Source organism: Ferdinandcohnia salidurans, from assembly GCF_042680725.1.
Classification (GTDB): Bacteria; Bacillota; Bacilli; order Bacillales; family Bacillaceae_L; genus Ferdinandcohnia; species Ferdinandcohnia salidurans.
Genome location: NZ_JBHUEK010000017.1, coordinates 54,127 through 80,090, shown reverse-complemented (window position 1 = coordinate 80,090; position 25,964 = coordinate 54,127). Strand labels below are relative to the sequence as shown.

General features: G+C 36.1%; 30 protein-coding genes. 25 read left to right on the top strand and 5 right to left on the bottom strand.

Features of this window, described 5'->3' with window-relative positions:
* Positions 1-96: 96 nt before the first annotated feature.
* The 10 genes from ACFSFW_RS10870 (at position 97) to ACFSFW_RS10825 (ending at position 8,623) form a co-directional block, all read left to right on the top strand.
* A complete protein-coding gene (locus tag ACFSFW_RS10870) occupies positions 97-459 on the top strand; it encodes a VOC family protein (RefSeq protein WP_388038043.1) in 363 nt (120 codons plus the stop codon).
* Between the two features lie 64 nt (positions 460-523).
* Entirely contained in the window at positions 524-880 is a 357-nt protein-coding gene (locus tag ACFSFW_RS10865) for a cupin domain-containing protein (protein WP_388038040.1), read from the top strand.
* Between the two features lie 274 nt (positions 881-1,154).
* The gene (locus ACFSFW_RS10860) at positions 1,155-1,631 is read left to right on the top strand and encodes a CarD family transcriptional regulator (RefSeq protein WP_388038037.1); all 477 of its coding nucleotides are present in this window, start codon (positions 1,155-1,157) and stop codon (positions 1,629-1,631) included.
* 642 nt (positions 1,632-2,273) lie between these two features.
* Positions 2,274-2,699, top strand: a complete 426-nt coding sequence (locus tag ACFSFW_RS10855; protein ID WP_388038034.1) for an RND transporter — start codon at positions 2,274-2,276, stop codon at positions 2,697-2,699.
* A gap of 147 nt (positions 2,700-2,846) precedes the next feature.
* Complete coding sequence (locus tag ACFSFW_RS10850) at positions 2,847-2,891, top strand: erythromycin resistance leader peptide (protein WP_388038180.1); 45 nt, start codon at positions 2,847-2,849, stop codon at positions 2,889-2,891.
* 346 nt (positions 2,892-3,237) lie between these two features.
* Positions 3,238-4,146, top strand: a complete 909-nt coding sequence (locus tag ACFSFW_RS10845) for a putative RNA methyltransferase (RefSeq protein WP_388038032.1) — start codon at positions 3,238-3,240, stop codon at positions 4,144-4,146.
* A 141-nt stretch (positions 4,147-4,287) separates the two neighbouring features.
* The gene (locus ACFSFW_RS10840; RefSeq protein ID WP_388038030.1) at positions 4,288-4,899 is read left to right on the top strand and encodes a class I SAM-dependent methyltransferase; all 612 of its coding nucleotides are present in this window, start codon (positions 4,288-4,290) and stop codon (positions 4,897-4,899) included.
* Positions 4,900-4,931: 32 nt separating this feature from the next.
* Positions 4,932-6,320: an aminotransferase-like domain-containing protein gene (locus ACFSFW_RS10835; protein WP_388038027.1), complete on the top strand. Its 1,389-nt coding sequence runs from the start codon at positions 4,932-4,934 to the stop codon at positions 6,318-6,320.
* Positions 6,321-6,437: 117 nt separating this feature from the next.
* Complete coding sequence (locus ACFSFW_RS10830; protein ID WP_388038024.1) at positions 6,438-7,763, top strand: MFS transporter; 1,326 nt, start codon at positions 6,438-6,440, stop codon at positions 7,761-7,763.
* Between the two features lie 260 nt (positions 7,764-8,023).
* The gene (locus ACFSFW_RS10825) at positions 8,024-8,623 is read left to right on the top strand and encodes a CBO0543 family protein (RefSeq protein ID WP_388038022.1); all 600 of its coding nucleotides are present in this window, start codon (positions 8,024-8,026) and stop codon (positions 8,621-8,623) included.
* Positions 8,624-8,678: 55 nt separating this feature from the next.
* On the opposite strand, the gene ACFSFW_RS10820 is transcribed toward ACFSFW_RS10825, so the two are convergent.
* Positions 8,679-9,458, bottom strand: coding sequence for an SDR family NAD(P)-dependent oxidoreductase (locus tag ACFSFW_RS10820; RefSeq protein WP_388038019.1), 780 nt, complete (start codon positions 9,456-9,458; stop codon positions 8,679-8,681).
* A gap of 176 nt (positions 9,459-9,634) precedes the next feature.
* Here ACFSFW_RS10820 and ACFSFW_RS10815 point away from each other — a divergent pair, with 176 nt between their 5' ends.
* Together ACFSFW_RS10815 and ACFSFW_RS10810 are read left to right on the top strand one after the other, a co-directional pair.
* Positions 9,635-10,120: a GNAT family N-acetyltransferase gene (locus ACFSFW_RS10815; RefSeq protein WP_388038016.1), complete on the top strand. Its 486-nt coding sequence runs from the start codon at positions 9,635-9,637 to the stop codon at positions 10,118-10,120.
* 156 nt (positions 10,121-10,276) lie between these two features.
* Positions 10,277-11,251 carry an NAD(P)H-dependent flavin oxidoreductase gene (locus tag ACFSFW_RS10810; RefSeq protein ID WP_388038013.1) on the top strand — a complete coding sequence of 325 codons (975 nt, stop codon included), beginning with the start codon at positions 10,277-10,279 and terminating at the stop codon, positions 11,249-11,251.
* A gap of 183 nt (positions 11,252-11,434) precedes the next feature.
* On the opposite strand, the gene ACFSFW_RS10805 is transcribed toward ACFSFW_RS10810, so the two are convergent.
* A complete protein-coding gene (locus ACFSFW_RS10805; RefSeq protein ID WP_388038010.1) occupies positions 11,435-11,737 on the bottom strand; it encodes an EthD family reductase in 303 nt (100 codons plus the stop codon).
* A 206-nt stretch (positions 11,738-11,943) separates the two neighbouring features.
* On the opposite strand from ACFSFW_RS10805, the gene ACFSFW_RS10800 reads away from it, so the two are divergent.
* Positions 11,944-12,408, top strand: a complete 465-nt coding sequence (locus ACFSFW_RS10800; protein ID WP_388038007.1) for a hypothetical protein — start codon at positions 11,944-11,946, stop codon at positions 12,406-12,408.
* A gap of 133 nt (positions 12,409-12,541) precedes the next feature.
* Here the strand turns inward: ACFSFW_RS10800 and ACFSFW_RS10795 are convergent, their stop codons facing one another.
* Complete coding sequence (locus tag ACFSFW_RS10795) at positions 12,542-13,069, bottom strand: hypothetical protein (protein WP_388038005.1); 528 nt, start codon at positions 13,067-13,069, stop codon at positions 12,542-12,544.
* On the bottom strand, positions 13,066-13,539 hold the full coding sequence (locus ACFSFW_RS10790) for a hypothetical protein (RefSeq protein WP_388038002.1): 474 nt from the start codon (positions 13,537-13,539) through the stop codon (positions 13,066-13,068). The genes ACFSFW_RS10795 and ACFSFW_RS10790 overlap by 4 nt, the downstream gene beginning before the upstream one ends.
* 275 nt (positions 13,540-13,814) lie before the next feature.
* On the opposite strand from ACFSFW_RS10790, the gene ACFSFW_RS10785 reads away from it, so the two are divergent.
* From ACFSFW_RS10785 to ACFSFW_RS10740, 10 genes are all read left to right on the top strand, one after another.
* On the top strand, positions 13,815-14,357 hold the full coding sequence (locus ACFSFW_RS10785) for a CBO0543 family protein (protein WP_388037999.1): 543 nt from the start codon (positions 13,815-13,817) through the stop codon (positions 14,355-14,357).
* 102 nt (positions 14,358-14,459) lie between these two features.
* A complete protein-coding gene (locus tag ACFSFW_RS10780; protein WP_388037996.1) occupies positions 14,460-15,482 on the top strand; it encodes a DUF3231 family protein in 1,023 nt (340 codons plus the stop codon).
* Between the two features lie 102 nt (positions 15,483-15,584).
* Entirely contained in the window at positions 15,585-15,968 is a 384-nt protein-coding gene (locus tag ACFSFW_RS10775; RefSeq protein WP_388037993.1) for a DUF302 domain-containing protein, read from the top strand.
* A gap of 225 nt (positions 15,969-16,193) precedes the next feature.
* Positions 16,194-16,421: a sulfurtransferase TusA family protein gene (locus ACFSFW_RS10770; protein WP_388037990.1), complete on the top strand. Its 228-nt coding sequence runs from the start codon at positions 16,194-16,196 to the stop codon at positions 16,419-16,421.
* Positions 16,422-16,451: 30 nt separating this feature from the next.
* Positions 16,452-16,931, top strand: coding sequence for a DsrE/DsrF/DrsH-like family protein (locus ACFSFW_RS10765; protein WP_388037987.1), 480 nt, complete (start codon positions 16,452-16,454; stop codon positions 16,929-16,931).
* Between the two features lie 193 nt (positions 16,932-17,124).
* Positions 17,125-17,700, top strand: a complete 576-nt coding sequence (locus tag ACFSFW_RS10760; RefSeq protein ID WP_388037985.1) for a sulfurtransferase TusA family protein — start codon at positions 17,125-17,127, stop codon at positions 17,698-17,700.
* A 51-nt stretch (positions 17,701-17,751) separates the two neighbouring features.
* Positions 17,752-18,879: an MBL fold metallo-hydrolase gene (locus ACFSFW_RS10755; RefSeq protein ID WP_388037982.1), complete on the top strand. Its 1,128-nt coding sequence runs from the start codon at positions 17,752-17,754 to the stop codon at positions 18,877-18,879.
* 61 nt (positions 18,880-18,940) lie between these two features.
* Positions 18,941-19,717 (top strand): sulfite exporter TauE/SafE family protein, encoded by a 777-nt coding sequence (locus tag ACFSFW_RS10750; protein ID WP_388037979.1) that lies wholly within the window; start codon positions 18,941-18,943, stop codon positions 19,715-19,717.
* A 339-nt stretch (positions 19,718-20,056) separates the two neighbouring features.
* Positions 20,057-20,410: a rhodanese-like domain-containing protein gene (locus ACFSFW_RS10745; protein ID WP_388037976.1), complete on the top strand. Its 354-nt coding sequence runs from the start codon at positions 20,057-20,059 to the stop codon at positions 20,408-20,410.
* A gap of 43 nt (positions 20,411-20,453) precedes the next feature.
* Complete coding sequence (locus tag ACFSFW_RS10740) at positions 20,454-20,714, top strand: metal-sensitive transcriptional regulator (RefSeq protein ID WP_388037974.1); 261 nt, start codon at positions 20,454-20,456, stop codon at positions 20,712-20,714.
* A gap of 121 nt (positions 20,715-20,835) precedes the next feature.
* On the opposite strand, the gene ACFSFW_RS10735 is transcribed toward ACFSFW_RS10740, so the two are convergent.
* Positions 20,836-21,744 (bottom strand): AraC family transcriptional regulator, encoded by a 909-nt coding sequence (locus tag ACFSFW_RS10735; RefSeq protein ID WP_388037971.1) that lies wholly within the window; start codon positions 21,742-21,744, stop codon positions 20,836-20,838.
* Between the two features lie 299 nt (positions 21,745-22,043).
* Between ACFSFW_RS10735 and ACFSFW_RS10730 the strand changes: the two genes are divergently transcribed.
* Positions 22,044-23,642 carry a glucose PTS transporter subunit IIA gene (locus tag ACFSFW_RS10730; protein ID WP_388037968.1) on the top strand — a complete coding sequence of 533 codons (1,599 nt, stop codon included), beginning with the start codon at positions 22,044-22,046 and terminating at the stop codon, positions 23,640-23,642.
* A gap of 48 nt (positions 23,643-23,690) precedes the next feature.
* Positions 23,691-25,805: a glycoside hydrolase family 3 protein gene (locus tag ACFSFW_RS10725; RefSeq protein ID WP_388037965.1), complete on the top strand. Its 2,115-nt coding sequence runs from the start codon at positions 23,691-23,693 to the stop codon at positions 25,803-25,805.
* Positions 25,806-25,964: the final 159 nt, after the last annotated feature.

Below are 25,964 nucleotides of genomic sequence, written 5' to 3'. Positions count from 1 at the left end.
TTAAGAAGAAATATACGAGAGTTAGCAGGTGGTTTATGGTATTAAGTGGAATTATTGTTATGAATAAACAATTCGATAATAAATGGAGGAGTAATGATGAGTCAAGTTTGTGTTATTGGAATTTATGTACCAAATATTCAGGAAGCAATTGACTTTTACACCACAGTTTTAGGGTTCGAAGTTAATAAAAAATATGGTCCAAAAATTGTATCGCTCGTTCACGGAGATCTACCTATCGTATTTGAAGAATCGGAAAAGGCTTCATACATTGAAAATACAAAAACAACTTCAGGAGTAGTCTTAGGATTAAAAACGGAAGACATTTATAGTACAGTTGATAAGTTAAAAGAACATAATGTTGATTTCATTATTGATGAACCAACAAAATGTCCTCCTGGAAAATATATTAGCTTTAGAGACCCATTTGGTAATGTTTTAGAGTATCTGCAATTTGATTAATTGATTTAATGTTAGAACATTCTTGACTGCGAAATATATAACATAAAGTCCTTGGAGGTGCAAAATGGAATTTTATAAGTTTAGTAAAGATAGCGGTAAACAGATCACTAAATTCAATTCGGATTTTGTGATGTCCCGTATTATTCAAACTGACAAGGAAACTCATATAGGTTGCATGTACTTAGAAGAAAACGGAATTATAGGCTTTCATCAAGCAGTTGTACCTCAACTGCTATTAATCTTAAATGGGGAAGGTTATGTTCGAGGTGATGAAGAAGAATATATCAAAGTTCAAGCGGGAGATGCTGTTTTTTGGGAGAAAGATGAATGGCACGAAACCAAAACAGATAAAGGATTAACTGCTATTGTTATTGAAAGTGAAGAATTAAATCCTTCATCATTTATGCCTTATAAAAAATAGATGTTGTTATACTAACGGTTGCGATTGCTGAATAAGGCAATCGCTTTTTCTGTTACTTGCGCAAAGATTTTATATTGATTAAGAAAAGTAAGGTTAGGAGAGATTTCAGAATATAGGCTAGAAAATAAACCTTCCTCTTTTTGGTTATCCGACACGATTCCTATTGTTTTTGATTTTTAAAGGAAAATCAGTTGACAAGTAAAATAAAATTATGATATTATTAAAAATTTGATAAAGAATAACACGTGTGTTATGGTTAAGAAGGTTACCATATATGGAGGTGGGTTATTTGTTTCAAATTGGCGATAACATTGTTTATCCAATGCACGGAGTAGGTATAATTAAAGCCATAGAAGAAAAGGAAATCTCAGGGGAAAAACAACAGTATTATGTCATAAAAATGTTAATCGGTAATATGCAAGTCATGATTCCTACAGGTAAAATATTGAATTTAAATATACGCCCTGTTACTGACATAATTGCATTAAAAGACATCATACACATTTTTCAGCATGGAGAATCAGATAGATTTCTGCTGTGGAAACAAAGGTATAAAGTGAACACGGACAAAATAAAAACGGGTAAATTACAAGAATGTGCCGAAGTTGTACGTGATTTAATGCGTATGAAGAACGAAAAAGAACTTAATACAAGCGAAAAAAAAATGTTAGTAAACGCACATGGATTTTTGATGAGTGAGCTGGAATTAATTAAAGGAATTACTGAAAATCAAATAAAAAGTTTCTGTTAATGATCATTTAAACTCATCTATTACATCTCCCGAAAATATCCTCTTTTTTTGGGAATATGTTTCTTTTTAAAAGTAAATCTTGTAAAGACATTCAACTTCTCCAACTCACCTTTAGAGCATTACCTCATTTGTTATTTCTACAATTTAATCCATTCTTATTATTTGAATTTCTTTTACGAACTTTGGAGTTTCAACAAATAACTCGATAATACAGTCACTTGATTTTTTGCAATCCTGATTCATACTGGCACGGACAAGGAGCCGTAAGGATGAAAGAGAGGTAGGGCTTTCATTGTTTTAGGTATGTGAATAGTAATCGTTTATCTTTTTTTCGTAAAAGAGAAAAACGAATTGGTAACACCGTATGGTCAACTACAAAAATGGTTTCCAGACTAGGAAACCATTTTTAAATTTTATTTACATCACAATAGGAATAATGTATTTTATCACCAAATACATTATGAAGTTTTTCAATTATACGAAGGGAGTTTTAACCTTTGAAGGATTACGGGCTTTTTTGTAGAAGTTATTAAATGAGCAGCACGGTATTTCAGACAACGATTAGAGCATTCATCCTTCATTAATACATAGACCACTAATATTTTTTCCTGCAATGTCGAATAAAAAATGAGGAGGGATTAAATGAGCAGCAAAGATTATCTCAAGGCAATAAACTGGACAATTTTCATACTTGTTGTTTTTACAGCAATTATTACGGCAACTATCACAATGTATAATCTTCTAAATATACCTGCCTTTGGTGAGGATGCGCAGTCTCGAGCAGAGTTCCGATGGGGATCGATTCAAATGTTCACTGCAATTGCTTTACTAATCTGTTCCGTTTTATTAGCAAAAGGGTGGAAGCGTTTGTTTCCATTTAACGTTCCTATTGCAATCATCCTAGTTGGTTTTTGTTACGTATTATTTTTTCTGACATTTACAACTGGTTGGGTTGGTTTTCAAGGCATGTTTGGTTTCTTTATTGCTATCCTAATAGGGGTGATTTTAAGTATTTCGTATTCGATTTTTAATCGGATTGAACGACGAAAGATGATAAATAAAAATTAAAGGGTTTGTTTTCCGGTAGCGGTGCGATAGTTCAGGAAGGATAAGCGCTAATTTTTTGAAATTATTAAACTATCATATCTTTGACTTTAATAAACGAATTCCCTATAATTATTATTGCAATTAATAGTGTAGGAGGATTATTAAAAAATGATACATTATATGAGACTTCGATTCCCATCTTTGAACCAGTAATTTAATATGTTCAAAGGCTCTGTTTGTGTAAACAGAGTAAACGGGATAAGTCTGTCCTTTTTTAATAATCTTCATTTCATATGGAAATACACGTTATTTAGCTAGTGCTACATGTATTTTCCTTTACTATCGTCTTATAGGGATGAATAGATATTATGTAATGTGAGAAAGGCGGATTGTTCTGCCTTTCTTTATTTATGTCTAATTTTCCTTCTCCTTTCTACAACGAAGGCCTATTTAGTGAGGCCTCTTTTAGAACCAAGTCTAATAAGGATGGGTTTCTTCCCTTTACTCTGAATCACAGGTGGATTGCCTGTGATTTTTTATTTTTGAAAGGAAGAGAAACATGAATAACAAAACAAAAAGTGCAAAAGGTTTTAGTGAATCTAGTGAAGCGTTTAGATGTCCCCATTGTAAAGGTTCTTTGAAGGTTGTTGATTTTAAAAGGCTAATTTGTATTAATAAACATAATTTCGATTTTGCTAAACAAGGATATGTTAACTTAATGACGCGTTCTTCAAATAGTCATTACGATAAGAGTTTATTTGACGCAAGGCAGAAAATAATTATGGATAGTGAGTTGTACGCACCTTTGCATCAAGTAATTTCAAACGTGATAAAAACACAAATGAATCCTTCAAATTTCCCATTTTTTATACTTGATGCTGGCTGTGGGGAAGGATCACATTTGCACAAGATTTTAAATGAATGTAAGACTCCGACTTTAAAAGGGGTTGGTTTGGATATTTCAAAAGACGGTATTATATCGGCAGCTAAGAAATACAATGAACCAATTTGGATTGTAGGTGATTTAGCAAATTCACCTTTAGCGGATCAGTCGTTTCATGTCGTTCTTAATATCTTATCGCCTTCAAATTACAAGGAGTTTAAGAGAATTATAGTTCCAGATGGTCTTGTCATTAAAGTGGTTCCTCGTACAAATTATCTAAAAGAACTAAGAACAGCACTTTACGGAGACACAAATAGGAAGACATATAAAAATGATGAAACAGTAGGGCTTTTTAAAAAGCATTTTGATTTAAAAGAAGTGATTAACGTATGTTATCAAAGACATATGGATCATCATGAGTTGGAACATTTAGTGCAAATGACGCCTCTTTCTTGGAGTTCGAATAAAGCAGATGTTGAGTCATTTATAAATCGCGTTTCAAAGATTACAGTCGATTTAGATATACTCGTTGGAATTAATAAAAGATTGCTTGATTTGGAGAAGTTGAACAACAAAAATAAGTAGTCAGGAAAAGCTAAGAGGTCCCTATTTATTTAGGGACTTCTTTGTATGCTCCGATAAGAGGGTAGTATCGTGCCTTAAGGTATTGGTTTTGCTATAATGAGCACTATGTGGTTTGCATTTTTATGAATAGAGGAGTCACAAATGGAAAATAACGTTTTCGAAGAAATGGCAAAGAGATATGATACAGAGGAAAGAAAAGCATTAGCGAAAGTAATTGTGCAGGAAGTAAAAACCGAACTGCAAAATAGCCAAGGAAAATCGTTAGTCGACTATGGAAGTGGCACGGGGCTAGTTAGTTTAGAACTATCAGACTTAGTAGATTCGATTTTGTTGGTAGATTCATCAAAACACATGTTGGATGTGGCTGAAGCTAAAATTTCTCAACATGGAATATCCAATGCAAAAGTACAATATGCTGATTTAACTCAAGAAACACCTGAATTGAAGGCAGACATCGTGTTAATGTCACTAGTACTTCTTCATATTCCTGATACGAAAAAAATCTTACAAGAATTGTTCACTATTTTAAACAAGGGTGGCAAGCTCATTATTATAGATTTTGACAAAAACGATCAAATCTCTCACCCGAAAGTACATAACGGTTTTTCCCATGAAGTACTGAAAAAAGTATTATCCGAGGTTGGTTTTACTTCAATTGAAACGAAGACATTCTATCACGGTAAGGGTATTTTTATGAAACAAGATGCCTCCATGTTTATTTCTAGTAGTTATAAAAATGATGTAGAGGCTTGATTAGATAATGATGTAGAAAAAGGGTGTGGATCATGCCGGTTAATTCTTTTGAAGACTTTCCGATGAGTTGGAAGCCATCCATCGATAAAACGAAAAAGCCAATTTATCAAGTACTGGCAGATCAGTTAAAGCAAGATATTTTAAACGGTGTTTTATTGCCAGGCACAAAACTTCCTCCACAACGTGAATTGGCTGATTATTTAGATTTGAACTTGAGTACCATTTCAAAAGCGTTTAAATTATGTACGTTAAATGGCTTGTTAAGTGCATCTGTTGGTAGTGGTACCTTTGTTTCATATGATGCTTTATCGAATGCGTATTTACTTGAAGACTCGAAGCCGAAGCATTTAATTGAAATGGGAGCAACACTACCTGATAACGATTCTTATGAGCCACTACTACTCCAGTTGAAAAGCATGTTACAAGAGTCGGATTATGAAAAATGGTTTGGATATGGTCGAGCAGGTGAAAGTCTTTGGCAAAAGGATGCTGCGATTAAGCTAATCCGAAGAGGTGGGTTTGAAACAACAGTTGATCACATATTATTTGCAAATGGGGGTCAAAATGCGATGGCAGCCACACTAGCAAGTCTTTGTCGGCCAGGTGATCGCATTGGTGTTGATCATCATACATACCCAGGCTTAAAAACAGTGGCTGCAATGCTTAGCTTGCAAATTGTACCAATTAAATCCGATCATGATTCAATGAGCCCGGCTGCCTTTGAATATGCGTGTAAACATGAGAATATTAAAGGCATTTACCTTATCCCAGATTATCATAATCCGACAACTTCTTGCATGCCTGTTGTGAATCGAAAAGCAATTGGAGAAATCGCCAAAAAGTATAATCAATTTATTATAGAAGATGCGACGTATCATCTCCACAACGAAAAGCCACTTCCTGCTATCGCATCTTTCGCACCAGACCAGGTTATTCATATTGCGAGTTTATCAAAATCAATAGCACCAGGTTTACGATTAGCCTATGTAGCAGTGCCGATTCGATTTAAGGAGCTTATTTCAAGAGCGCTTTATAATTTAAATATATCCGTTTCCCCGTTATTAGCAGAATTGTCAGCACGACTTATTGTATCTGATCAGTTTGAGGTCTTAATTCAGGGTCATCGGGAGCAAGCGATAAGTAGAAACCAGGTGGTAAATCAATATTTAGCTGACTATCCGTGTTTAGGTGCTGAAACCGGCATCTTTCGTTGGCTGCTATTACCAAATAAGATTACAGGTGCAGAATTTGAAACTCTAGCCGCTGAGCAGGGAGTACAAGTATATGCAGCCGAACGTTTTGTGGTTGGAAATAGTTGTCCAGAGCGGGCTGTAAGGGTTGCTGTCTGTGCTCCAAAAACAATTGAAGAACTAGAAAAAGGGTTGATTATCCTTAAGCGTTTACTAACCCAACTTTCCTAAAAGTGTGTGCCATACAATTATTATATTGTATGGCATTTTTAGACATGTTAAGATGTTTAAAATCCAGTTAAATGATGGAATAATCAAAAATTAGTTTAATAGAAAGATGGTGTAAATGTGGTAGAGGGTAACGGGAAAAAGGGTGACGTTAAAGCAGCTTGGTTACAAATATACATTCGTTCTTCAGAAAAACAAAAACAACTCTATAAAAGAACTTTACTGGTTGTTGTCTTATCTCAAATTTTTGGTGGAGCAGGACTTGCAGCAGGAATCACAGTGGGAGCACTTTTAGCACAAGATATGTTAGGTACAGATAGTGTAACGGGAATTCCTACAGCGTTATTTACTCTAGGCTCAGCAGGAGCCGCACTACTTGTGGGAAGACTTTCACAAATGTATGGAAGACGTTTTGGACTTGCGACAGGATTTTTGGGTGGCGGTCTGGGTGCTATTGGTGTTGTTATTTCAGCAATAACAAATAGCATTCTACTCTTGTTTGTTTCATTGCTTATCTACGGAGCTGGCTCAGCGACAAACTTACAAGCACGTTACGCAGGAACGGACTTGGCAAGCTCTACACAAAGGGCGAAGGCGATTAGTATAGCCTTGGTTTCTACCACATTTGGGGCTGTTGCAGGTCCAAACATGGTGGATGTAATGGGTGAGTTTGCAATTTCCATAGGAATTCCTGCTTTAGCGGGTCCATTTTTATTAGCTGCAGCAGCATATATACTCGCTGGTTTCGTTCTATTGTTTTTTCTTAGACCTGACCCCTTTATTGTTGCCAAAGCAATATCAGATGCTAAAAGTTCAAAAGATCATCTACTAGCAGAGGAAAGCTCTAATTTATCATTTATCAGCAGGCGAGGCATTTTTGCAGGAGCTTCCGTAATGGTGTTAACTCAATTTGTGATGACCGCAATTATGACGATGACGCCGATACATATGGGACACTATGGACATGGTTTGAATGATGTAGGACTTGTCATAGGTTTTCATATAGGGGCTATGTTTTTACCTTCATTAGTTACGGGATTTCTTGTTGATAAAATCGGACGTGCAACCATGGCCATTGCTTCTGCCATTACACTACTTGCTTCTGGCATTCTAGCTGCCATGGGACCCGCTGATTCGATGGTAGTACTTATTACAGCACTTGCATTACTTGGACTTGGTTGGAATTTTGGTTTAATCAGTGGTACAGCAATCCTTGTTGATGCAACTTCACCATCTAATAGGGCTAAGACTCAAGGGTCTGTAGATGTTGGAATTGCTTTGTCCGGGGCATTAGGAGGGGGCATATCTGGTTTGATAGTAGCACATTCTAGTTATGCAGTACTTTCAATTGCTGCTGGTATGTTTACATTACTCCTTATTCCAATCGTCTTATGGGCAGGTATCGATAAACAGAGAAAGTCTAATAAAATACAAATCACTGGGTGAACAAGTAGAAAAGAGGAAGGAAAATGAAGTATCAGGTAGTTATTGTAGGGGCAGGTATAAGTGGCCTAAGGGCTGCTTCTCTACTTATAGCACAGGGCATCTTCTATGACATGTTCTTCTGAAATACCAACAACATAAGGGATTTTGCCCCCAACTTACTAATGCATAAAGTACTAGGGGGCAGTTAACAAATAGTAGACTGAGGTGGAATAAACGTATATAAAAAGAAAAATACTATCAAGAAAACAGGAGGCTTCTTTGTGAACAAAGACCAATTGGAATTGATAGAGAAAATAAGAAAAGCAGAAGTTCAACAAAGTGAGAGGTGGATCAGTTATTGGAACGATTACTCTCATTTCCATACATGGCAGTTTTGGGTTGTTTTGGCAATGTTAATTATTCCACTCATAGCTTTATTTCTTTTTATAGACCGAAGAAAAATCTTTCATCTAGGATTTTACGGATATGGGGTACATATCTTTTTTGCCTTTTCCGATGTAATTGGAGTATCAAAAGGCTGGTGGATCTATCCATATAAATTATTACCGGGTCTTCCGTCTAACTTAGCGCTTGATTCATCTTTCGTTCCAGTAGCGTATATCCTTCTTTACCAATATTCCCTTAATAAAAATAAAAATTATTATCTTTGGCTACTTTTTCTTTGCCTTGTCTTTGCCTTTTTCATTAAACCCTTATTGCTAGGGATTGGTTTGTTTCGCTTTGGTGGTAAGGAAAATTTTTTCCTATTATTTCTTTTTTACATAACCATTGGACTGATAGCAAAATGGATAACAGATGTATTTTTTTTCTTAAGTAAGACAAATAAATGGAGCCTTTTTCATAAAAAAACAAATATTTAATAGATTGCTGTGAGGTTGAAGGTGTTTATCCTAGCTAAGATTGAGCGCCGGGATATTATAAAATCTTTTTAGCAATCAATTCAGTAGCCTTTTTTGGATTAAGTCGATATAAAATGTCCATGATTTTCGAATCGTTTCCGGCTAAGACGCGGTATTTTTTAGTTTCTATTCCTTCAATAATGATGCTAGCTGCGACGATGGGGCTAAGTAGCTTATAGGTAGAACTTTCAGCACCTTCTTTTTCCACTTTGGCTTTTTCAACGAGGTCTGTTTCGACCGCGCCAGGAATCACAAGGGTCACACCTACATTGGTTTTTCGAAGCTCGGAGTGAAGGGATTCGGTTAACATCTTAACAGCTGCTTTTGAAGCACAGTAGATTGTTTGTTGCGGAATCGGTAGGGATCCACCCATACTCGCTACATTTGCAATATGAGCTTCCGGCCTGATTAACAGATGTGGTAAAAACGATTTACACATATAAAGCGTTCCATAAAAATTGACATCCATTACCCATTGAATTTGTTCATACTCAAGTTCATTTACACTTATAAAAGGTTGAATGATGCCTGCATTATTGATAATTCCGTCTACGCAACCGTGACTGGCAATGACTTCATCAGGAAGCCTTTGCACATCCTCTTTGTTCGCAATATTTGCGGTGTGAATTGAAATTCTGTTGCTATACTCTTCTTTGAATGCCTTCATTTTATCGAGCCCATTTTTGTGAATGATTGCTGCGACATTAGCTCCTTTTTCCAACAGCTGGCGAACCAGCTCACGTCCAATCCCACCCCCTGCACCCGTAACGACAATGACCTTATCGGATACCTTCATTAAATAACCCCCATCGTATAAAAATATGCACTCCATATCTTATGTAGGTTAAGATACTTGATGACATAGTGAAAAAATAATAATTGATATAGTTTTTGAGTGGTTAAGGAAAAATTTGAAGAATATTATACAATAAAAGTAGGAATCTTCAATGGAGGAGAGGGGAATTAGATAAGATGTTTACTATGAGGAATGTTCAGGCAACAGATTTAGAACAGTTGTTACATATTGAAAATGAAGGCTTTACGGTTGAGGAGGCAGCGACAAAAGAAATTTTTATAGAGAGAATTCGGTTGATAGCGGATAGCTTTATTGTGGCTGAAAAGGAAGGGGAGATACTCGGTTATATTAATGGACCTGTTATTAATCAACTGTACATAACCGATGATCTTTTTACGGAAATCAAGCCGAACCCAAATAGAGGAGGATATCAGTGTGTTCTGGGATTAGCAGTATCCAAAAAGAATCGAAAGCAAGGGATTGCAAAGAGTTTACTAGATAAAATGCAAGAACTCGTAATAGAGAATGAAAGAGAAGGAATCACTTTAACTTGTAAACAGGAATTAGTTCCTTTTTATGAAAACCTAGGGTTTGTTAACCATGGGTTGTCCGAATCAAAACATGGTGGAGTGAACTGGTATAACATGGTGAAGTTAAAATAGGGACGCTTCCGACTAGAACTAGGTCTTTTGATAGCAACGATTCTTGAACATTTTGTGAAAACAACAAAATTATGATCTACTTTTAGGATGAGGTATTATATTTGTAACTATTCATTTGATACCCAGTCGTTAAAATAAGCTTGAAGGATAACAATAATGACGAAATGGGGTATTCTTTTGAGCTTTCCACAATTAAAAATAGGTCATATGGCACCAAAGGTTCCAATCATGCAAGGAGGAATGGGAGTAGGTATTTCGTTAAGCGGTCTTGCTTCTGCTGTTGCAAATGCTGGAGGTATCGGAATTATTTCAGGGACAGGAATTAGTTTTGATGAATTGCGATTTCACATAAGGAAGGCGAAAGAATCCATTCAGGATGGTGGCTATATAGGTGTGAATGTTCTTTTTGCGATGAATGATTTTGCTGAAAAAATGAAAGTAGCGATTGAGGAAAAAGTCGATTTCATTATTTCAGGAGCTGGTATATCTAGAGATATGTATAGTTGGGGCCGAGAAGCTGGAATACCGGTGATCTCCATTGTGTCTTCAGCAAGGCTTGCAAAAATATCAGAACGTCTGGGTGCTTCTGCCGTTGTTGTAGAAGGAAATGAGGCTGGTGGGCACCTGGGTACAGAAAGACCTTTGTTCGATATTTTACCTGAAGTGGTGGAAGCTGTTAAGATTCCCGTAATTGCTGCTGGGGGAATTATGACTGGAGAAGATCTCGCTCGTGCCATTCAAATGGGAGCTTCCGGTGTTCAAATGGGAACAAGATTTGTTGCGAGTAACGAATGTGACGCACCATTATCGTTTAAAGAAAAATATGTACAAGCGAAAAAGGAAGATACGGTTATGGTGAAAACAACCGTGGGATTGGAAGGTCGTGCAATAAAGAATCATTTTACTGAACTAATTTCTTATGATAAAAAAGTAAAAATTAAAAAGTGTATTGATTGTTTGAAAGATTGCTCTTATCGCTTTTGTACAATGGATTCATTGATCACATCAATGGAAGGGGATTGCGAGAATGGTCTTGTATTTGCGGGAGCGAGAGTGCATGAAATAAACGAAATTCTTCCCGTCCAAACCATCATTCATAACATTATGGATGAATATAAAGCTTGTATTTAAGGATGTGTTTTTAGGAGTCGATCCATGCTTGATTTGAGTAATGAAAAAACAATCCTTGTTGCGCCCACAGATGGAATTTGATTTCCCACTGTGGGCTATTATTTGCATTAAAAAGAAGAAAATAAGGGATGCCAACTCATCTGTTTAAGTATGGACTGGGACGCGGGACCTGTCCCTTCGTCCCTATTCTACGATAGTGATAATGGGTGGTTTGTGTAGGTAGTGGAAGAAGTTTGCGCCGTCTTGTTCCGCTTGTTTTGCTTCTGGGCTGTTAAAGGCCTCCATTAATTTTTCCATGTTTTCGAATTCTAAAATCGTAATCAGATAGAGGTTTAAGTCACTCCCTTGGGAGTTCATTACACGATGGACGGAATCCTTAATGATATTTGGTATTTTCCTTCCGAGTGGGACATGTACATCAAAATAATGTTTATCAAACTTTTCCTTATCCTTTGGTTCCTCATACATAATGATCATCTTCGCCATAATCTTTCACTCCTCCATTCTAGTAGACTATATTCTTTTTTACATTTTTATATTCCATACCATCTAAAGGGATTAATTGCAGTATCCAACACAATGGTTTGTAGGAATATCATTGGATAATGGGGCAATAGTTGAATAGGAGTCTGTTATGTATAAATAAGTTTGTACAGGATAATCTAATAAAAAATTAAAAAAGGAAAAAATTTATGTTTTTACTTTTAATTTCGATTCTCTTATTTAATTATATTGCCTATAAAAGAAACAAAATTCCGACGCACCGAAATCTTAGTATATGGTCATTTACGATTGCATTTCAGGTAACTTTTGATGTGTTCATTGAATTTAAGTACCATGGGTACTGGTATTTTGATAAAGGTGTAGATTGGATAGGAGTTCTTCCTCATACTCTTTTAATTCCTCCAATAAACGTATTGCTTCTAAGTTGGTTTCCTTTTAACTCCCATTTTTTTAAAAAGGTTATTTATATAACCTGTTGGACAATAGGTGTTCTCATTTACGAAGGACTTACCTTACTTCCGGAACCTTGGGGATATTTCCATCTTGGATGGTGGGAGTTGTGGTATGATTCGATTGTTGTTCCTATTCAAATCCTTATTTTATTGGGTTATTATAAGTTGATTTGTAAATTAGAAAATGAAGCCGTTAAATAGTAGGTTAGATTGGTAAAACTAAATGAATTTAGTGATATAGGATACTACTTATAGCGTAGTTAAATACTTTTGTAAAAAACACTGGACTAATTGTTAAAATCAATTAACCAGTGTTTTTTGATAGGTGGATGTATTAACTTTCTGGGGCTTCAGGTGGTGTATATTTTGGTGGGGCTTTTAGAACTTGAAGTTCCTTTTTAGTAAAGCGAAAAAGAAATATCAACATGAAGGCTGCAATGGGATAAGTTGGGATTGAATAATATAGTTTCCATCCTGTATAGGTCAAAGCATGATTTTTTACACAAACCCATTCAAATAAAACTGCAAAGCCAGTCCAAAACAGAATGTACCAAAATGTTTTAGTTCCATAAAGTTTCCACTTATCATAGACAAATAAAAAGAGTAGGGACGCAATGGGATACATAAATAAATGAAACAATGCACCTGAAAGTTCGTAGGATAAATTATCGCCAAAAATATATAGTTTGAAAGGAGTAGCAAGAAGAAAATAATCAATGGTTGAAACCAATGCAATATTATATACCCAAATAATTGTTACCATTACGGGGGAAAAATACTTTCGAATGGGTAAAAACAAAAGGAAAGCCAAACAAGAAGATAGTATGAAAAACCATTCATTCCAATCAAACGTTACATTCATGCATTCGCTCCTCCTTTTTGTAACATCTTTCTAAATAATGTCATAACTCCAATTAAAACCATAAGAGCTGCTAACCAGAAGGAAGGTGACCACCAAATCTGCCAATTGACATGAATTAGAACACCTACATAATCGGATAGCCACTCCAACCCAGATAATAGGATGATAAAACTTCCGGTTAGTAAGATCCTTTTAAAGGTCGTATTGAAAACTAGATAATAGTGAAGAAAAGTTACCATAAGTAACGGAAAAAGTATAATCCTGTTTACAAAATGAGATAATTCAAAGGTTAGTTTTTCGGGAATAATCAATGTTTTAAAGTTCATATAACAAAGTGCTGAAAAATTTTGATAAAGGTATGTAGCAATCAGCCAATAAACAAGGATTTCAAGAATATGAAGTCTTTTCTTTTTCATTATAAAAAGAAAGAGAACAATTATATTTAATACGATAAAAAAGACCAAAATCATCTAAGTACTCCTTTACTATTTCTTATTTCTTTTCAGTTCATAGTATTTAATGCTAAATGGATGAAAGAAATAGAAATAAATGACTGATGATAACTCCTAGTTGCATTTATCTTTTACTAAAAAAATAACTTTATTAACAAATATAATTTTTAAACCGGCTGACCAGTTGCCAATGAAAAATCCTTATAAAAGGTTTCAGGGGAATAGTTTGTAAGAATATTAACTTTATAAATGGAAAAATTAAATATAGGATTATGAATCGGGGATGAAAGACAATGAAACCATCATATGAAGATGTTAAAAAAGCTAGAGAATCATTAAAAGATGTTGCTTTTAAGCATTGGATCCAGGATGATTTATTCACTTGGAAATGGTGGTTATTACTTGCTGCCACTATTATCCCCTGGATTTTATGGGTAATATTTCACGATAAAAAGAGAACCTTTGAAATTTTAAGCTATGGACTTATATGGTCAGTTTTGGCATCGCTTTTTGATGTTATTGGTGGAGAATTGATTTTATGGGGTTATCCAGACAAATTGTTACCAATGATACCTCCCTTGTTTCCGGCAGATATTACAGTAATTCCTGTTTTATTTATGTTTATTTACCAACTTTCAACAAGATTTTATAGTTATTTTATTATGTCTGTACTAGGTTCGGCACTATTCGCTTATGTTTGTGAACCTCTATTTATTAAAGGGGAGATGTTTATTTTACATAACTGGACACATACAAAGTCATTTTTTGGATTTGTTTTTTTATCCCAGATTGTGTATTTGATAATAGCTAGACTTAAATCAAGTATAAGGAATTAAAAATGTTACTATAGCCGAGAAATTTATGTGTTCCAAGTAATACATACGATTAGTAATTTATGGGGAAGTTAGTTTTTAGTATAACTTTTTTGGAGGTTACTTATGGAGGGTAAGGGAAGTCAGATCAGGCTTACAGCAGGTGAGATTGCTCAACTTTGGATTCAATACTTAAATGATAGCGCAAGCATATGTGTCCTTTCGTATTTTTTAGAAAAAGCTGAAGATGATGAGATTAAGCCCATCATTAAATTTTCTTTAGAGTTATCGCAATCACATATTCAAAAAATCACCGCCATTTTAACAGAGGAAAAAAATGTGGTTCCATGTGGTTTTAGTTTAAAAGAGGATGTGGACGTAACCGCTCCTCGGCTTTATTCAGACAGTTTTGCACTAAATTTTATAAACCAAATGTCTAAGGTTGGACTTACATCATATGCTGGGGGTGTGGCAGCATCTGTTAGAGATGATATTAAAAACTATTACATGGAATGCCTTAGTGAAACCATGCAATTGTATAAAAAATCAACCGATTTATTATTGTCAAAAGGATTGTTTGTCAGGCCCCCAAGTTTGCCTAATTTGGAGAAGGTTGAATTTGTGAAAAAGCAATGGTTTATGTTAGATGTAGTTGGAGAGAAAAGACCATTAACGGCTGCTGAAGTAGCCAATTTATTCTCAAATCTCCAAAGAAACGCTTTGGGAGTAGCGACCCTTACTGGTTTCAGTCAAGTTGCACGAGATAAGGATGTAAAACAATTCTTTTTAAAAGGGTTAGAAGTTGGGAATAAACATATAAAATTATTTAGAGGTAAGTTAGAGGAAAGTAAACTCCCGGCACCAATGGGCTGGGATTCTGAGATAACAAATAGTACAGCACATACATTTTCAGATAAACTTATGATGTTCTTCACATCTGGTTTGATAACTTTGAGTGTTGGGTATTACGGTACTGCTATTAGTCAGAGCCCGAGGGGTGATATAAGTACAATGTACAACAGGCTATCATTAGAAGTACAGTTGTATGCTGAGGATGGAACTAACATCATGATAAAAAATGGGTGGTTAGAACAGCCTCCAATGGCTTCCGATAGAGATGAATTAATAAGGAAAAAGAATCATTTATAAAATACAGGTAGCGTCCTTTTGCAAATCGGCATGAGGACTTTTTTCGATGTAAAAAACAAGGATGACTTTGATGATTGAAATTAATGAATAAAGGAGATCAGGATGTTTGATTATACGGTAACAACGGATAAGAATCTGGAAGAAGCGATAAAAAGCCTAGAGGACAATTTAAAAGAGGAACAATTCGGTGTGTTGTGGAATTTCGATTTGAAGGAAAAACTGCAATCAAAAGGTCTTGATTTTCAAAAAGATTTTAAAGTTCTTGAAGTATGTAATCCCCATGAAGCGTATAGAGTAATTAGTGAAAACTTAATGGCAGGTTATTTCCTGCCATGTAAGATAGTGGTCTATACTGATAATGAAAAGACAAATATCGGAATGCCAAGACCGACCTCACTCATTACCATGATGAACGATGAAAAGATACAGACTATAGCTAAAGATATTGAAGAAAGACTAATACGATGTATTGAAAAAAGCGTGTAATAGCTATAGTTGGGTGTATATGAAAAATGCATCCAACTTTTTTATTTTATTTGTTGACAAGATACCCATTAGGGTATAGTATGGGTAGTGTGATATTTATCACAACAGCAGCATTTGAAGTTTGAATCATAATTAAGTAAATAACAGGGTTGACACCCATTTTTATTTTAGTTAAGATTATACCCATAGGGGTAAAGGTAAAAACGAAATTTGGAGGTTATCTACATGAATATAGATAAAGTGTTAGATGCAAAAGGGTTAGCTTGCCCAATGCCTATTGTAAAAACAAAAAAAGCAATTGATGATCTTGAGTCAGGACAAATCTTAGAGGTTCTTGCAACTGACAAAGGTGCAAAAAATGATTTAACAGCATGGGCAGCATCTACTGGACATGAAGTAGTTGAATCAAAAGAAGAAAATGGTGTTCTTTACTTTTATATTAAAAAAGGCTAATAACTTTGAAGAAAACGGGGAGGAAAAAGAATGACTGAGAGAAAAAAGACAACGATCGTATTATTTAGCGGGGATTATGACAAAGCAATGGCTGCTTATATTATTGCAAATGGTGCAGCAGCGTATGATCATGAAGTAACCATTTTCCATACGTTTTGGGGATTAAATGCCTTACGTAAAGATGAAGTAATTAAATCTGACAAAAGTTTCATTGAAAAAATGTTTGGTAAAATGATGCCTAGAGGTGCAAATAAACTAGGACTTTCAAAAATGAATATGGCAGGTATGGGGCCAAAAATGATTAAAGATGTTATGAAAAAGCACAATGCACTACCATTACCACAGCTTATTGAAATGGCGCAAGAGCAGGATATAAAGCTTGTTGCATGTACAATGACAATGGATTTACTTGGACTTAAACAAGAAGAACTTCTAGAAAATGTTGAATTAGCAGGTGTTGCAGCATATTTAGCAGATGCTGAAGATGGAAATGTGAATCTGTTTATCTAAATGTATTTCTTGAAAAACAATGATTCAAAGTGATCATCATGAAGGGCGGAATGCTCTTTTGGGAAGATAAAGTTGAATTATTTTTTTAGTTATTATAATACCTAAACGGGTATTGGTAATCCAAATAAATATCATGACATATATGCATTCCTTGCATATATGTCTACAGGAAATATAATTGGGAGGAATAATGATGGAGTCATTAAAAACGAATTTTGTATTGGATGCAAAAGGCTTAGCATGCCCAATGCCAATCGTGAAAACGAAAAAAGCAATGAATAATCTAGAGGGCGGTCAGGTCCTAGAGGTCCAAGCAACTGATAAGGGTTCAAAAGCAGATCTTAAAGCATGGGCTGAGAGTACGGGACATCAATACCTTGGTACTCTTGAAGAGGGCGATGTACTTAGACATTATATACGTAAAGCTAGCGGGGATGAAGTTGTAGAAAAGAAACATCCCAATGTAGTATCAAACGAAGTTCTAGAGGCTACTATTTCTTCTGGAAAGGATATTCTTGTTCTTGATGTTCGTGAAGCAGCAGAATTTGCATTTAATCATATTCCGGAAGCAATTTCTATACCATTAGGAGAATTAGAAGATAGATTTGATGAATTAAATAAAGAGAAAGAGATTTATGTGATTTGCCGTACTGGTAGTCGAAGTGACTTAGCGTCACAAAAGTTAACTGAGAATGGATTTGTGAACGTAAAGAATGTCGTTCCTGGAATGAGCAATTGGACAGGTAACACAACAAATATTACAAAATAAAAAATATAAATTTTTTTAAACAAAAATATACCATAGGGGGTAATTTTGATAATGGCTGTTAACGTAATGACTGCAAAAGATGTTACGAAAAAAGTGTTCGATGAAGAAACATTGTTTATCTTAGACGTTCGTAATGAAAGTGATTTTAACGATTGGAAAATTGAAGGTGAAAACTTCGACTATTTAAACATTCCTTACTTTGAATTACTAGACGGAGTTGAGGGAATCCTTCAAAAGCTGCCGAAAGATCAGGATATCTTAGTGGTGTGTGCTAAAGAAGGTTCATCTGTCATGGTAGCCGATATGCTTTCTGAAGCAGGACTTACAGTTTCTTACCTTAAAGGTGGAATGAAGTCGTGGAGTGAGCATTTAGAGCCAGTTAAAGTTGGCGACTTAAAAGATGGTGGCGAAATCTATCAATTCGTTCGTATCGGAAAAGGCTGTCTATCTTACATGGCTGTATCAAATGGTGAAGCAGCGATTATCGATGCCACTCGTATGACTGATATCTTCCTTGATTTTGCCGAAAGCAAGTCTGCAAAAATTACACATGTATTTGATACTCACTTACATGCTGACCATATTTCTGGAGGACGAAAAATCGCAGAAGCCACAAATGCAACTTACTGGTTACCACCAAAAGATGCTACAGAAGTAACGTTTGAATACGCAGCTCTAGAAGGTGGTCAAGACGTGACAATTGGTAATACGACAATCAATATTCATGCCTTGTATCCTCCAGGTCACACAATTGGTTCTACTTCTTTCGTTGTGGATGAGAAGTTCTTACTTTCTGGAGATATTCTATTCATCGATTCAATCGGTCGACCAGACCTTGCTGGTTTAGCGCAAGATTGGGTAGGAGATCTAAGAGAAACGCTTTATAACCGTTACAGAGAATTATCTGATGAACTAGTGGTTTTGCCAGCTCACTTCATGATTATTGACGAATTAAATGAAGATGGAAGTGTATCTGAAAAACTTGGAACACTATTTGCGAAAAACCATGGTCTAAATATTACGGACGAAGCAGAGTTTAGAAGAATCGTAACAGAAAATCTACCACCACAACCAAATGCATATCAAGAGATTCGTGAAACAAACATGGGGAAAATTTCTCCTGATGAAGAAAAACAACGCGAAATGGAAATCGGACCAAACCGTTGTGCGGTACGTTAGTTAATGAATATTACGAGGGAACCATTAGTGGGTTCCCTTTTCTATAGAGAGGGGAAATACGATGGATTTTGCATTTATCATTACAATATTTCTAATTGGTTTTATTGGTTCATATATCTCAGGAATGTTAGGAATCGGTGGATCTATCATTAAATATCCGATGCTATTATATATTCCACCTTTATTTGGTTTAGCAGCTTTTAGTGCCCATGAGGTGTCCGGTATCAGTGCTGTTCAAGTGTTTTTTGCGACCATCGGTGGTGTCTGGGCTTATCGTAAGGGCGGTTATTTAAATAAAACACTTATTCTCTATATGGGGATTAGTATTTTAGTCGGTAGTTTTGTTGGGGGATTTGGATCTAAGTTTATGTCAGAGGGCGGTATTAACGTTGTCTATGGTGTGTTAGCGTTAATTGCTGCGATCATGATGTTCATTCCGAAAAAGAATGTGGACGATGTTCCGTTTGATCAAGTGACGTTTAATAAATGGCTAGCAGCTGCGCTTGCCTTTATCGTAGGGCTTGGAGCTGGAATAGTTGGAGCAGCCGGCGCATTTTTACTTGTACCGATCATGCTTGTTGTCTTAAAGATTCCAACCCGAATGACAATCGCATCTTCACTTGCAATTACATTTATTTCATCAATTGGTTCGACTGTAGGTAAAATCACGACAGGACAAATTGAATATGTACCAGCAGTAATTATGATCGTGGCAAGTTTAATTGCCTCTCCACTTGGTGCAATTGCAGGGAAGAAGATGAATACAAAGGTGTTACAAATTATCCTTGCCATCTTAATTGCTGGAACTGCAGTGAAGATTTGGATGGATATTCTTTAAAATAGTACGGTTCGTATATTTAAAACAAAGATGAAATCGGGTGATAAAATGGATAAACCCACTAAAAATTGTGGTAATGGAACCTGAGGAATTAAAACTAACAAAGTCTCAAAGGTTAAGGGCATTCCGCCCATATGACCTGGAGTACTTGTCTGGCTCCTGGTAGGAGTCATTATATTGCTACAGAAAATATTCTAAACAGAAAGGAGGGGCGGCCCTCCTTTTTTCGTTTTTTGTTTAAGCACAGGGTGAGTCGGTTGATTGACAATATACCCTTATGGGTATATAATAGTTATACAGTGTTTCCTTCATTTTATTCCATTTAGGGGTTGTTATCTATTGCTATTGGTTTTCCTTTTGATACTATTTATATTATGGGAATTATATAAGAGGTATTTCCCAGTAGTGGGTGTACACTGTGAAGAAACATTAAAAGTAAATTTTACGGATGTTGAGGTCATAGATGTAAGAGACTACAATATATCATACAAAGATGTAATCGAGAAATCTATTAATATTCCTGTTGCCTATTTGGAAAGGTATTGTTATGAAATACCAGAAAAAAAGGTTCATATTGTGGCTTCAAATAGACTAGAGAAAAACGTTGCAATTCGTATTTTAAAACGTAAAGGATTCCAAGTGACTGCATACACAGTGAGTGATTCATATAAATTTAACGAAGAATTGGCATAAAAATAGGGGAATCATCAACCCCACGATGAAAGGGGCAATTTACATGGAATATGATGAGAAAATAAAGAACCGCGTAAAACGTATTGAAGGACAATTACGCGGTATTTTACGAATGATGGAAGAAAACAAAGATTGTAAAGACGTTATTACTCAACTCTCCGCCGCTCGTACAGCTATTGATCGAACAATTGGAGTAGCGGTTAGTTCTAATCTGGTTGAATGTGTACGTACGGCTGATGGAAAAGGGGAAAGCACAGAGGAACTTGTAAAAGAAGCAGTTGAATTACTTGTAAGAAGTAGATAAAGGCTTTTGAAGGTCTTTTTATTTTTTCTAATTTACAAAATGTACTGCGACATAAAAATCATATCTCTATACAAAAAACGCTCAGGTTTCTGAGCGTTTTGCTTTTCCCTAAACAAGTGAATTACTTCCTAAACTCCTTTTGTAAGTTTTTTGGAGATACATTATATTCCTTTTTAAAAAGTCGATAAAAGCTAGAGTAGTCTTGAAACCCACATTTGGTGGCAATTTCTTCGATTGAGAGCTCATTTTGTTTGATTAAGGCAACGGCGGTAGCAAGTCGTTTCAATAATACATAACGATAAAAGGGTACTTTCATGTTTTCTTTAAAGTAATGAGAAAAATAATACTTGTTTAAATGAAAATGACTTGAGACGTTGTCTAAATTCATTTCTGAATCCGTCAAATGTTCTTCAATGTATTTGAGAATGGCATGTAGACGTTGATCAGACGCACTGCTTAGACTACTCATGGGCTCACTACTAGCTGGATTTAAGATGATTTCCATCGCTCGAAATAATAAATAATGGGATGCAAATGAATAAGGGTCACTATTCCCTTTTATGCGATTACTGATGTCTTGGAAGAGCGAGAGAATTTCCTTCAAATTTTTGGTGTGAAGATGGACGACGTAAGAACCCTGCGTTTTATGATGGATGATGCTATCACTCATGAAAGGAGAAATCGATAAGAAATCAGCCAATAATGATTTGCTAATGGTCGATACGATTCTTTCATAGTTGTCGAAATCACTTACTTCTGCTTTATGTACAGCATACGGGGGAATGATGACAACGTCCCCTTTGGTTAGTGAATAAATTTGTCCTTCACAAAAAAATTCACAATCTCCACCTAAGAATACGAGAATCTCCATTGCGTCATGACTATGCAAGCGGAATAAAGGCTCGATTTCAGAATAATTTTCTAAAGATTTGTCAGGCTTTCTGCCCCAATCATGGGATTTATATTTATTACTCCAATAATAAACCTCAAAATTTTCATTTAAAACTGGCATAAATGTCGATTCTTTCATAATATGCTCCTTTTACAATAGCAAGATATACAATATTATCAGCAAAAATAACAATTTATTTCATGTAATTCCTTGATATTATATCACTATAATCTAAAAAAAAAGAAGTCTTAGAGGAAATGAAAGCCTTATCTAGGCAGAATTTTTTTGTAAATGAAAGCCCTGTCTTTGGGAGATTTTAATAGAGGTACTAGACACTTTGTATAGTTAGTGTGAACCTACGTCTTTTTATTCCTCTATGATGAATTTGAAATAGAATTTTTACTCAGCAAAGAAATCACAACTAGGAGGACATGACCTTGAAAAACAATGATACTACTGTAGAGAAAAAGGAAACAGTCGTAAATAAACTATTAGGCGCAATTAGTGGAAGTTTTGCACCCATTTTAGGAGTGCTAGCCGGATCAGGCTTAATCACAGCTTTATTGTCCATCTTAAAGTCATTAGGTTGGGTTTCCGCTGAAAGCGGTACCTACGCGATTCTTTCTGCTGCAGGACATGCTGTTTTTTACTTTTTTCCTATCTTCCTCGGTTTTACAATGGCAAACAAACTCGGGGCCAATGGATTTGTGGGAGCAGCAATTGGGGCAGCATTATTAGAACCAAATTATGTGAGTTTAGTCACTTCACAGGCACAGGATGTTTCATTCTTAGGGATTCCGGTTTTATTGGCTAGTTATTCATCGACCGTGTTTCCGATTTTAATCGCTGCATCGATTTATGCATTTTTAGATAAAATCTTGAAAAAAGTGATTTATAAAGACTTACAGATGTTTATCAATCCGATGATTTCTTTACTGATTATCGTACCATTAACGATTCTTATTTTTGGTCCATTTGGGACGTATGTTGGTCAAGGATTAGCATTCATTATTCAGTTTTTAAGTGATCAAAGCGGATTAGTTACAGGAGCTGTATTAGGAGCGGCATGGTCTTTCCTTACAATTTTAGGGCTTCATTGGGCAGTTATTCCAATCGCCATTGCCAATCTTGGTGCAACGGGTCTTGATCCAATTATCGCAATGGCAGCAGCGGCACCATTTGCCCAAATCGGTATGGGGCTTGGCGTATTCTTTAAAACGAGAGATAAAAAATTGAAAACACTTGCTGGGTCAGGGCTTCTCCCAAGTGCTTTAGCAGGGACAACCGAAATTATCACATATGGTATTCTCGTCCGTTACAAACGAACTATGTTATACGTTGGGATAGCTGGAGCTATAGGTGGGGCAATCAACGGAGCACTAGGAGTATCAGCAACCGCATTTGCACTCCCAAGTTTCTTATCAATTCCTGTATTTTCACCAATCGGAATTTTCGCAATAGGTGTGTTCGCTTCCTTACTAATCGCCATGATGCTAACGATGGTATTTGGATATGAAGGCAAGCATGACCTAGCAGTTGTTGAAAAGACAAATAAAGTATTTGGGTTAAGAAATGTAAAAAAAGAAATCATTGCAAGTCCATTAACGGGTAAAATCGTTCCATTAAATCAATTAGCAGATCCACTTTTTTCAACAGAAGTTGTAGGGAAGGGGATTGCCATTGAACCAACAAAAGGGGCTATCATTTCTCCAGTGGATGGAGTCGTAACCACATTATTCGCTAGTAAGCATGCGATTGGAATTACATCAAATGGTGGGGCTGAGATTTTAATCTATATTGGTGAAAATACGGTTCAGTTGAAAGGCAAATATTTCACTTCCCATGTAAAACAGTGGGATGAAGTGAAAAAAGGCGACATCCTTATTGAATTTGACATCGAAAAGATTAAAGCAGCAGGATATGATCTGAAAACACCAATCGTGATTACCAATACAGAAGAGTATGTAGAAGTGAAACCAATGAAATCGGGTAATGTTGAGGCAAATGATGATGAAGTTATGAGACTTGATGCATAGCAAAAACCGATGGTTGAAACTTAATGAACCCTATGAGGAGGAAGTTACATGCAAAAGCAACCAGAATTACAAGTAAGAACGAAGAAACTGATTGAACATGAAGGTTTGAAATTTAAAGATTTAAATAACAACGGCAAGTTGGATCCTTATGAAGATTGGCGTTTAAGCCCGAAAGAACGTGCAGAGAATCTTGTTTCTTTGATGAATATCGATGAAAAAATTGGTATGATGCTGATCAATTCTAGGAAAATGGGACTTGCCCAGGAAGATAAAAGCAAGACAAGCCATGACGGCGTTCTAGATGAAAGTATTATCGAAAGAGGAGAAACGATTTTCGCTACCAGCAAGGTTTACGGAACGACTCATACGATTGCAAACAGACACCTAAGACACTTCATTTTAAGAGATAACTTCACTCCAGCTGAGATGGCGGAATGGGTTAACGCGATGAATGAAGTAGCGGAAGGAACACGCTTAGGGATTCCTATAATCGTTGCATCGAACTCAAGAAATGAGAATGGTGAAGCAGTCTTCGGTATGAATGATGCAATCGGAATCTTCTCAACATGGCCAGGAACTTTAGGATTGGCAGCGGCCGCAAAGGGCGATATCGAAAATGGTGGCGATGCTTCCCTTATTAGTGAATTTGCGAGTATTGCCCGAAAAGAATGGAATGCGACTGGCTTAAGAAAAGGCTATATGTATATGGCAGATGTGGTGACAGATCCAAGATGGCAACGTACGTATGGAACGTTTGGAGAAGATCCAGAGTTTATTGCCGATGTAATCGGTCGTATCCTTGATGAGTTCCAAGGAGAGACAATAGGAAAAGATAGTATTGCGATGACAACGAAGCATTTCCCTGGTGGGGGAGCGAGAGAAAATGGCTTTGATCCTCATTATGAGGAAGGAAAATGGAATCTATACCCAACTCCGGGCAGCTTAGAAAAATACCATCTACCACCATTTAGAGCAGCGGCAGAACATGGAACATCATCCATCATGCCGTACTACTCAATTCCAAGTATTAAGAAGAGTGTGGTTCAGGAGTTTGAAGGAGAAGAAATCCCATTTGAAGAGGTTGGATTTACGTTTAATCGTTATTTCATTGACCATATCCTTCGTGGAAAGCTTGGATTTAAGGGCTATGTGAATAGTGATAGTGGAATTATTAATAACATGAGTTGGGGAATGGAAAAGAGCAGTGAAGGAGAACGCTTTGCGAAAGCGATTAATGCCGGTACCGATTTGATTGCGGATACGAATGATATTGAAAATCTGAAATTAGCGATTAGTAAAGGCTGGATCAGTGAAAAACGAATCGATGAGTCCAATGTACGTCTCTTAACAGAAATGTTCGCTTTAGGTCTATTTGATGACCGCACATACAATGACCCAGCAAATGCAACTGAGGTTGTCAGCACAAAGGCACATTGGGATGCTGCATATGAAGCGCATAAAAAATCAGTGACCATACTTAAAAATTCAAACGAAACCTTGCCACTCACAGCGGACAAGCTGGATGGAAAAAAGGTGTACATTGAAGTGTTCCATAAAGAGCAAGAAAGAGCGACTTCTTATACAGAAAAAGCGAGAAATGAAGCGAAAGAACTTGGATTGTTCACGTTAACAGACAACCATGAAGAAGCTGACACAGCGATTCTGTTCTTACAACCAAAATCGGGTTCATACTTTAATGCAACACCAGGCTTACTTGAGCTTGATATATGTGAGGATAAAGTAAACTCAGCGATCGATGGGACATTGTATCAAGAGACTACTTTAAGTGGCTTAGACCATCTAAAAGAAGTAGTGGACAGTGTACATGGCCGCGGTGGTAAAGTCGTGATGAGTGTCAATATTATTCTTCCTTGGATTTTAGGAAATGTAGAACCAATGGCAGACGCACTAGTTGCAGGATACGATACATTCTACAATGCACAGCTTGAAGTGATTACAGGGAACCACAAGCCATCTGGAGTCTTACCATTAACCTTACCAGCAAGTGAAGAAGTCATTGCTGTTTACCAAAATGGCGATTGTGTATCTCCTAATGACGTACCAGGATATGACAAAGACAAATACATGCCAGCCGGAATGACTTACGCGTATAAAGACAGTGACGGCAATGTGTATAAGCTTGGGCATGGGGTGAAATATTAAAAACTGTTAAAAAAGCAAAATTGAATTCAGAGCCTGCCCTCAGATTACATGTAGGGACAGGCTCTATACTCGAAAAAATTAAAAGAGTAAAAAAAAGTTCGTAACCGAATAATAGTTTTGACTTGGAAAGATAAGTTGATTTTAATTTTTTACGAAATT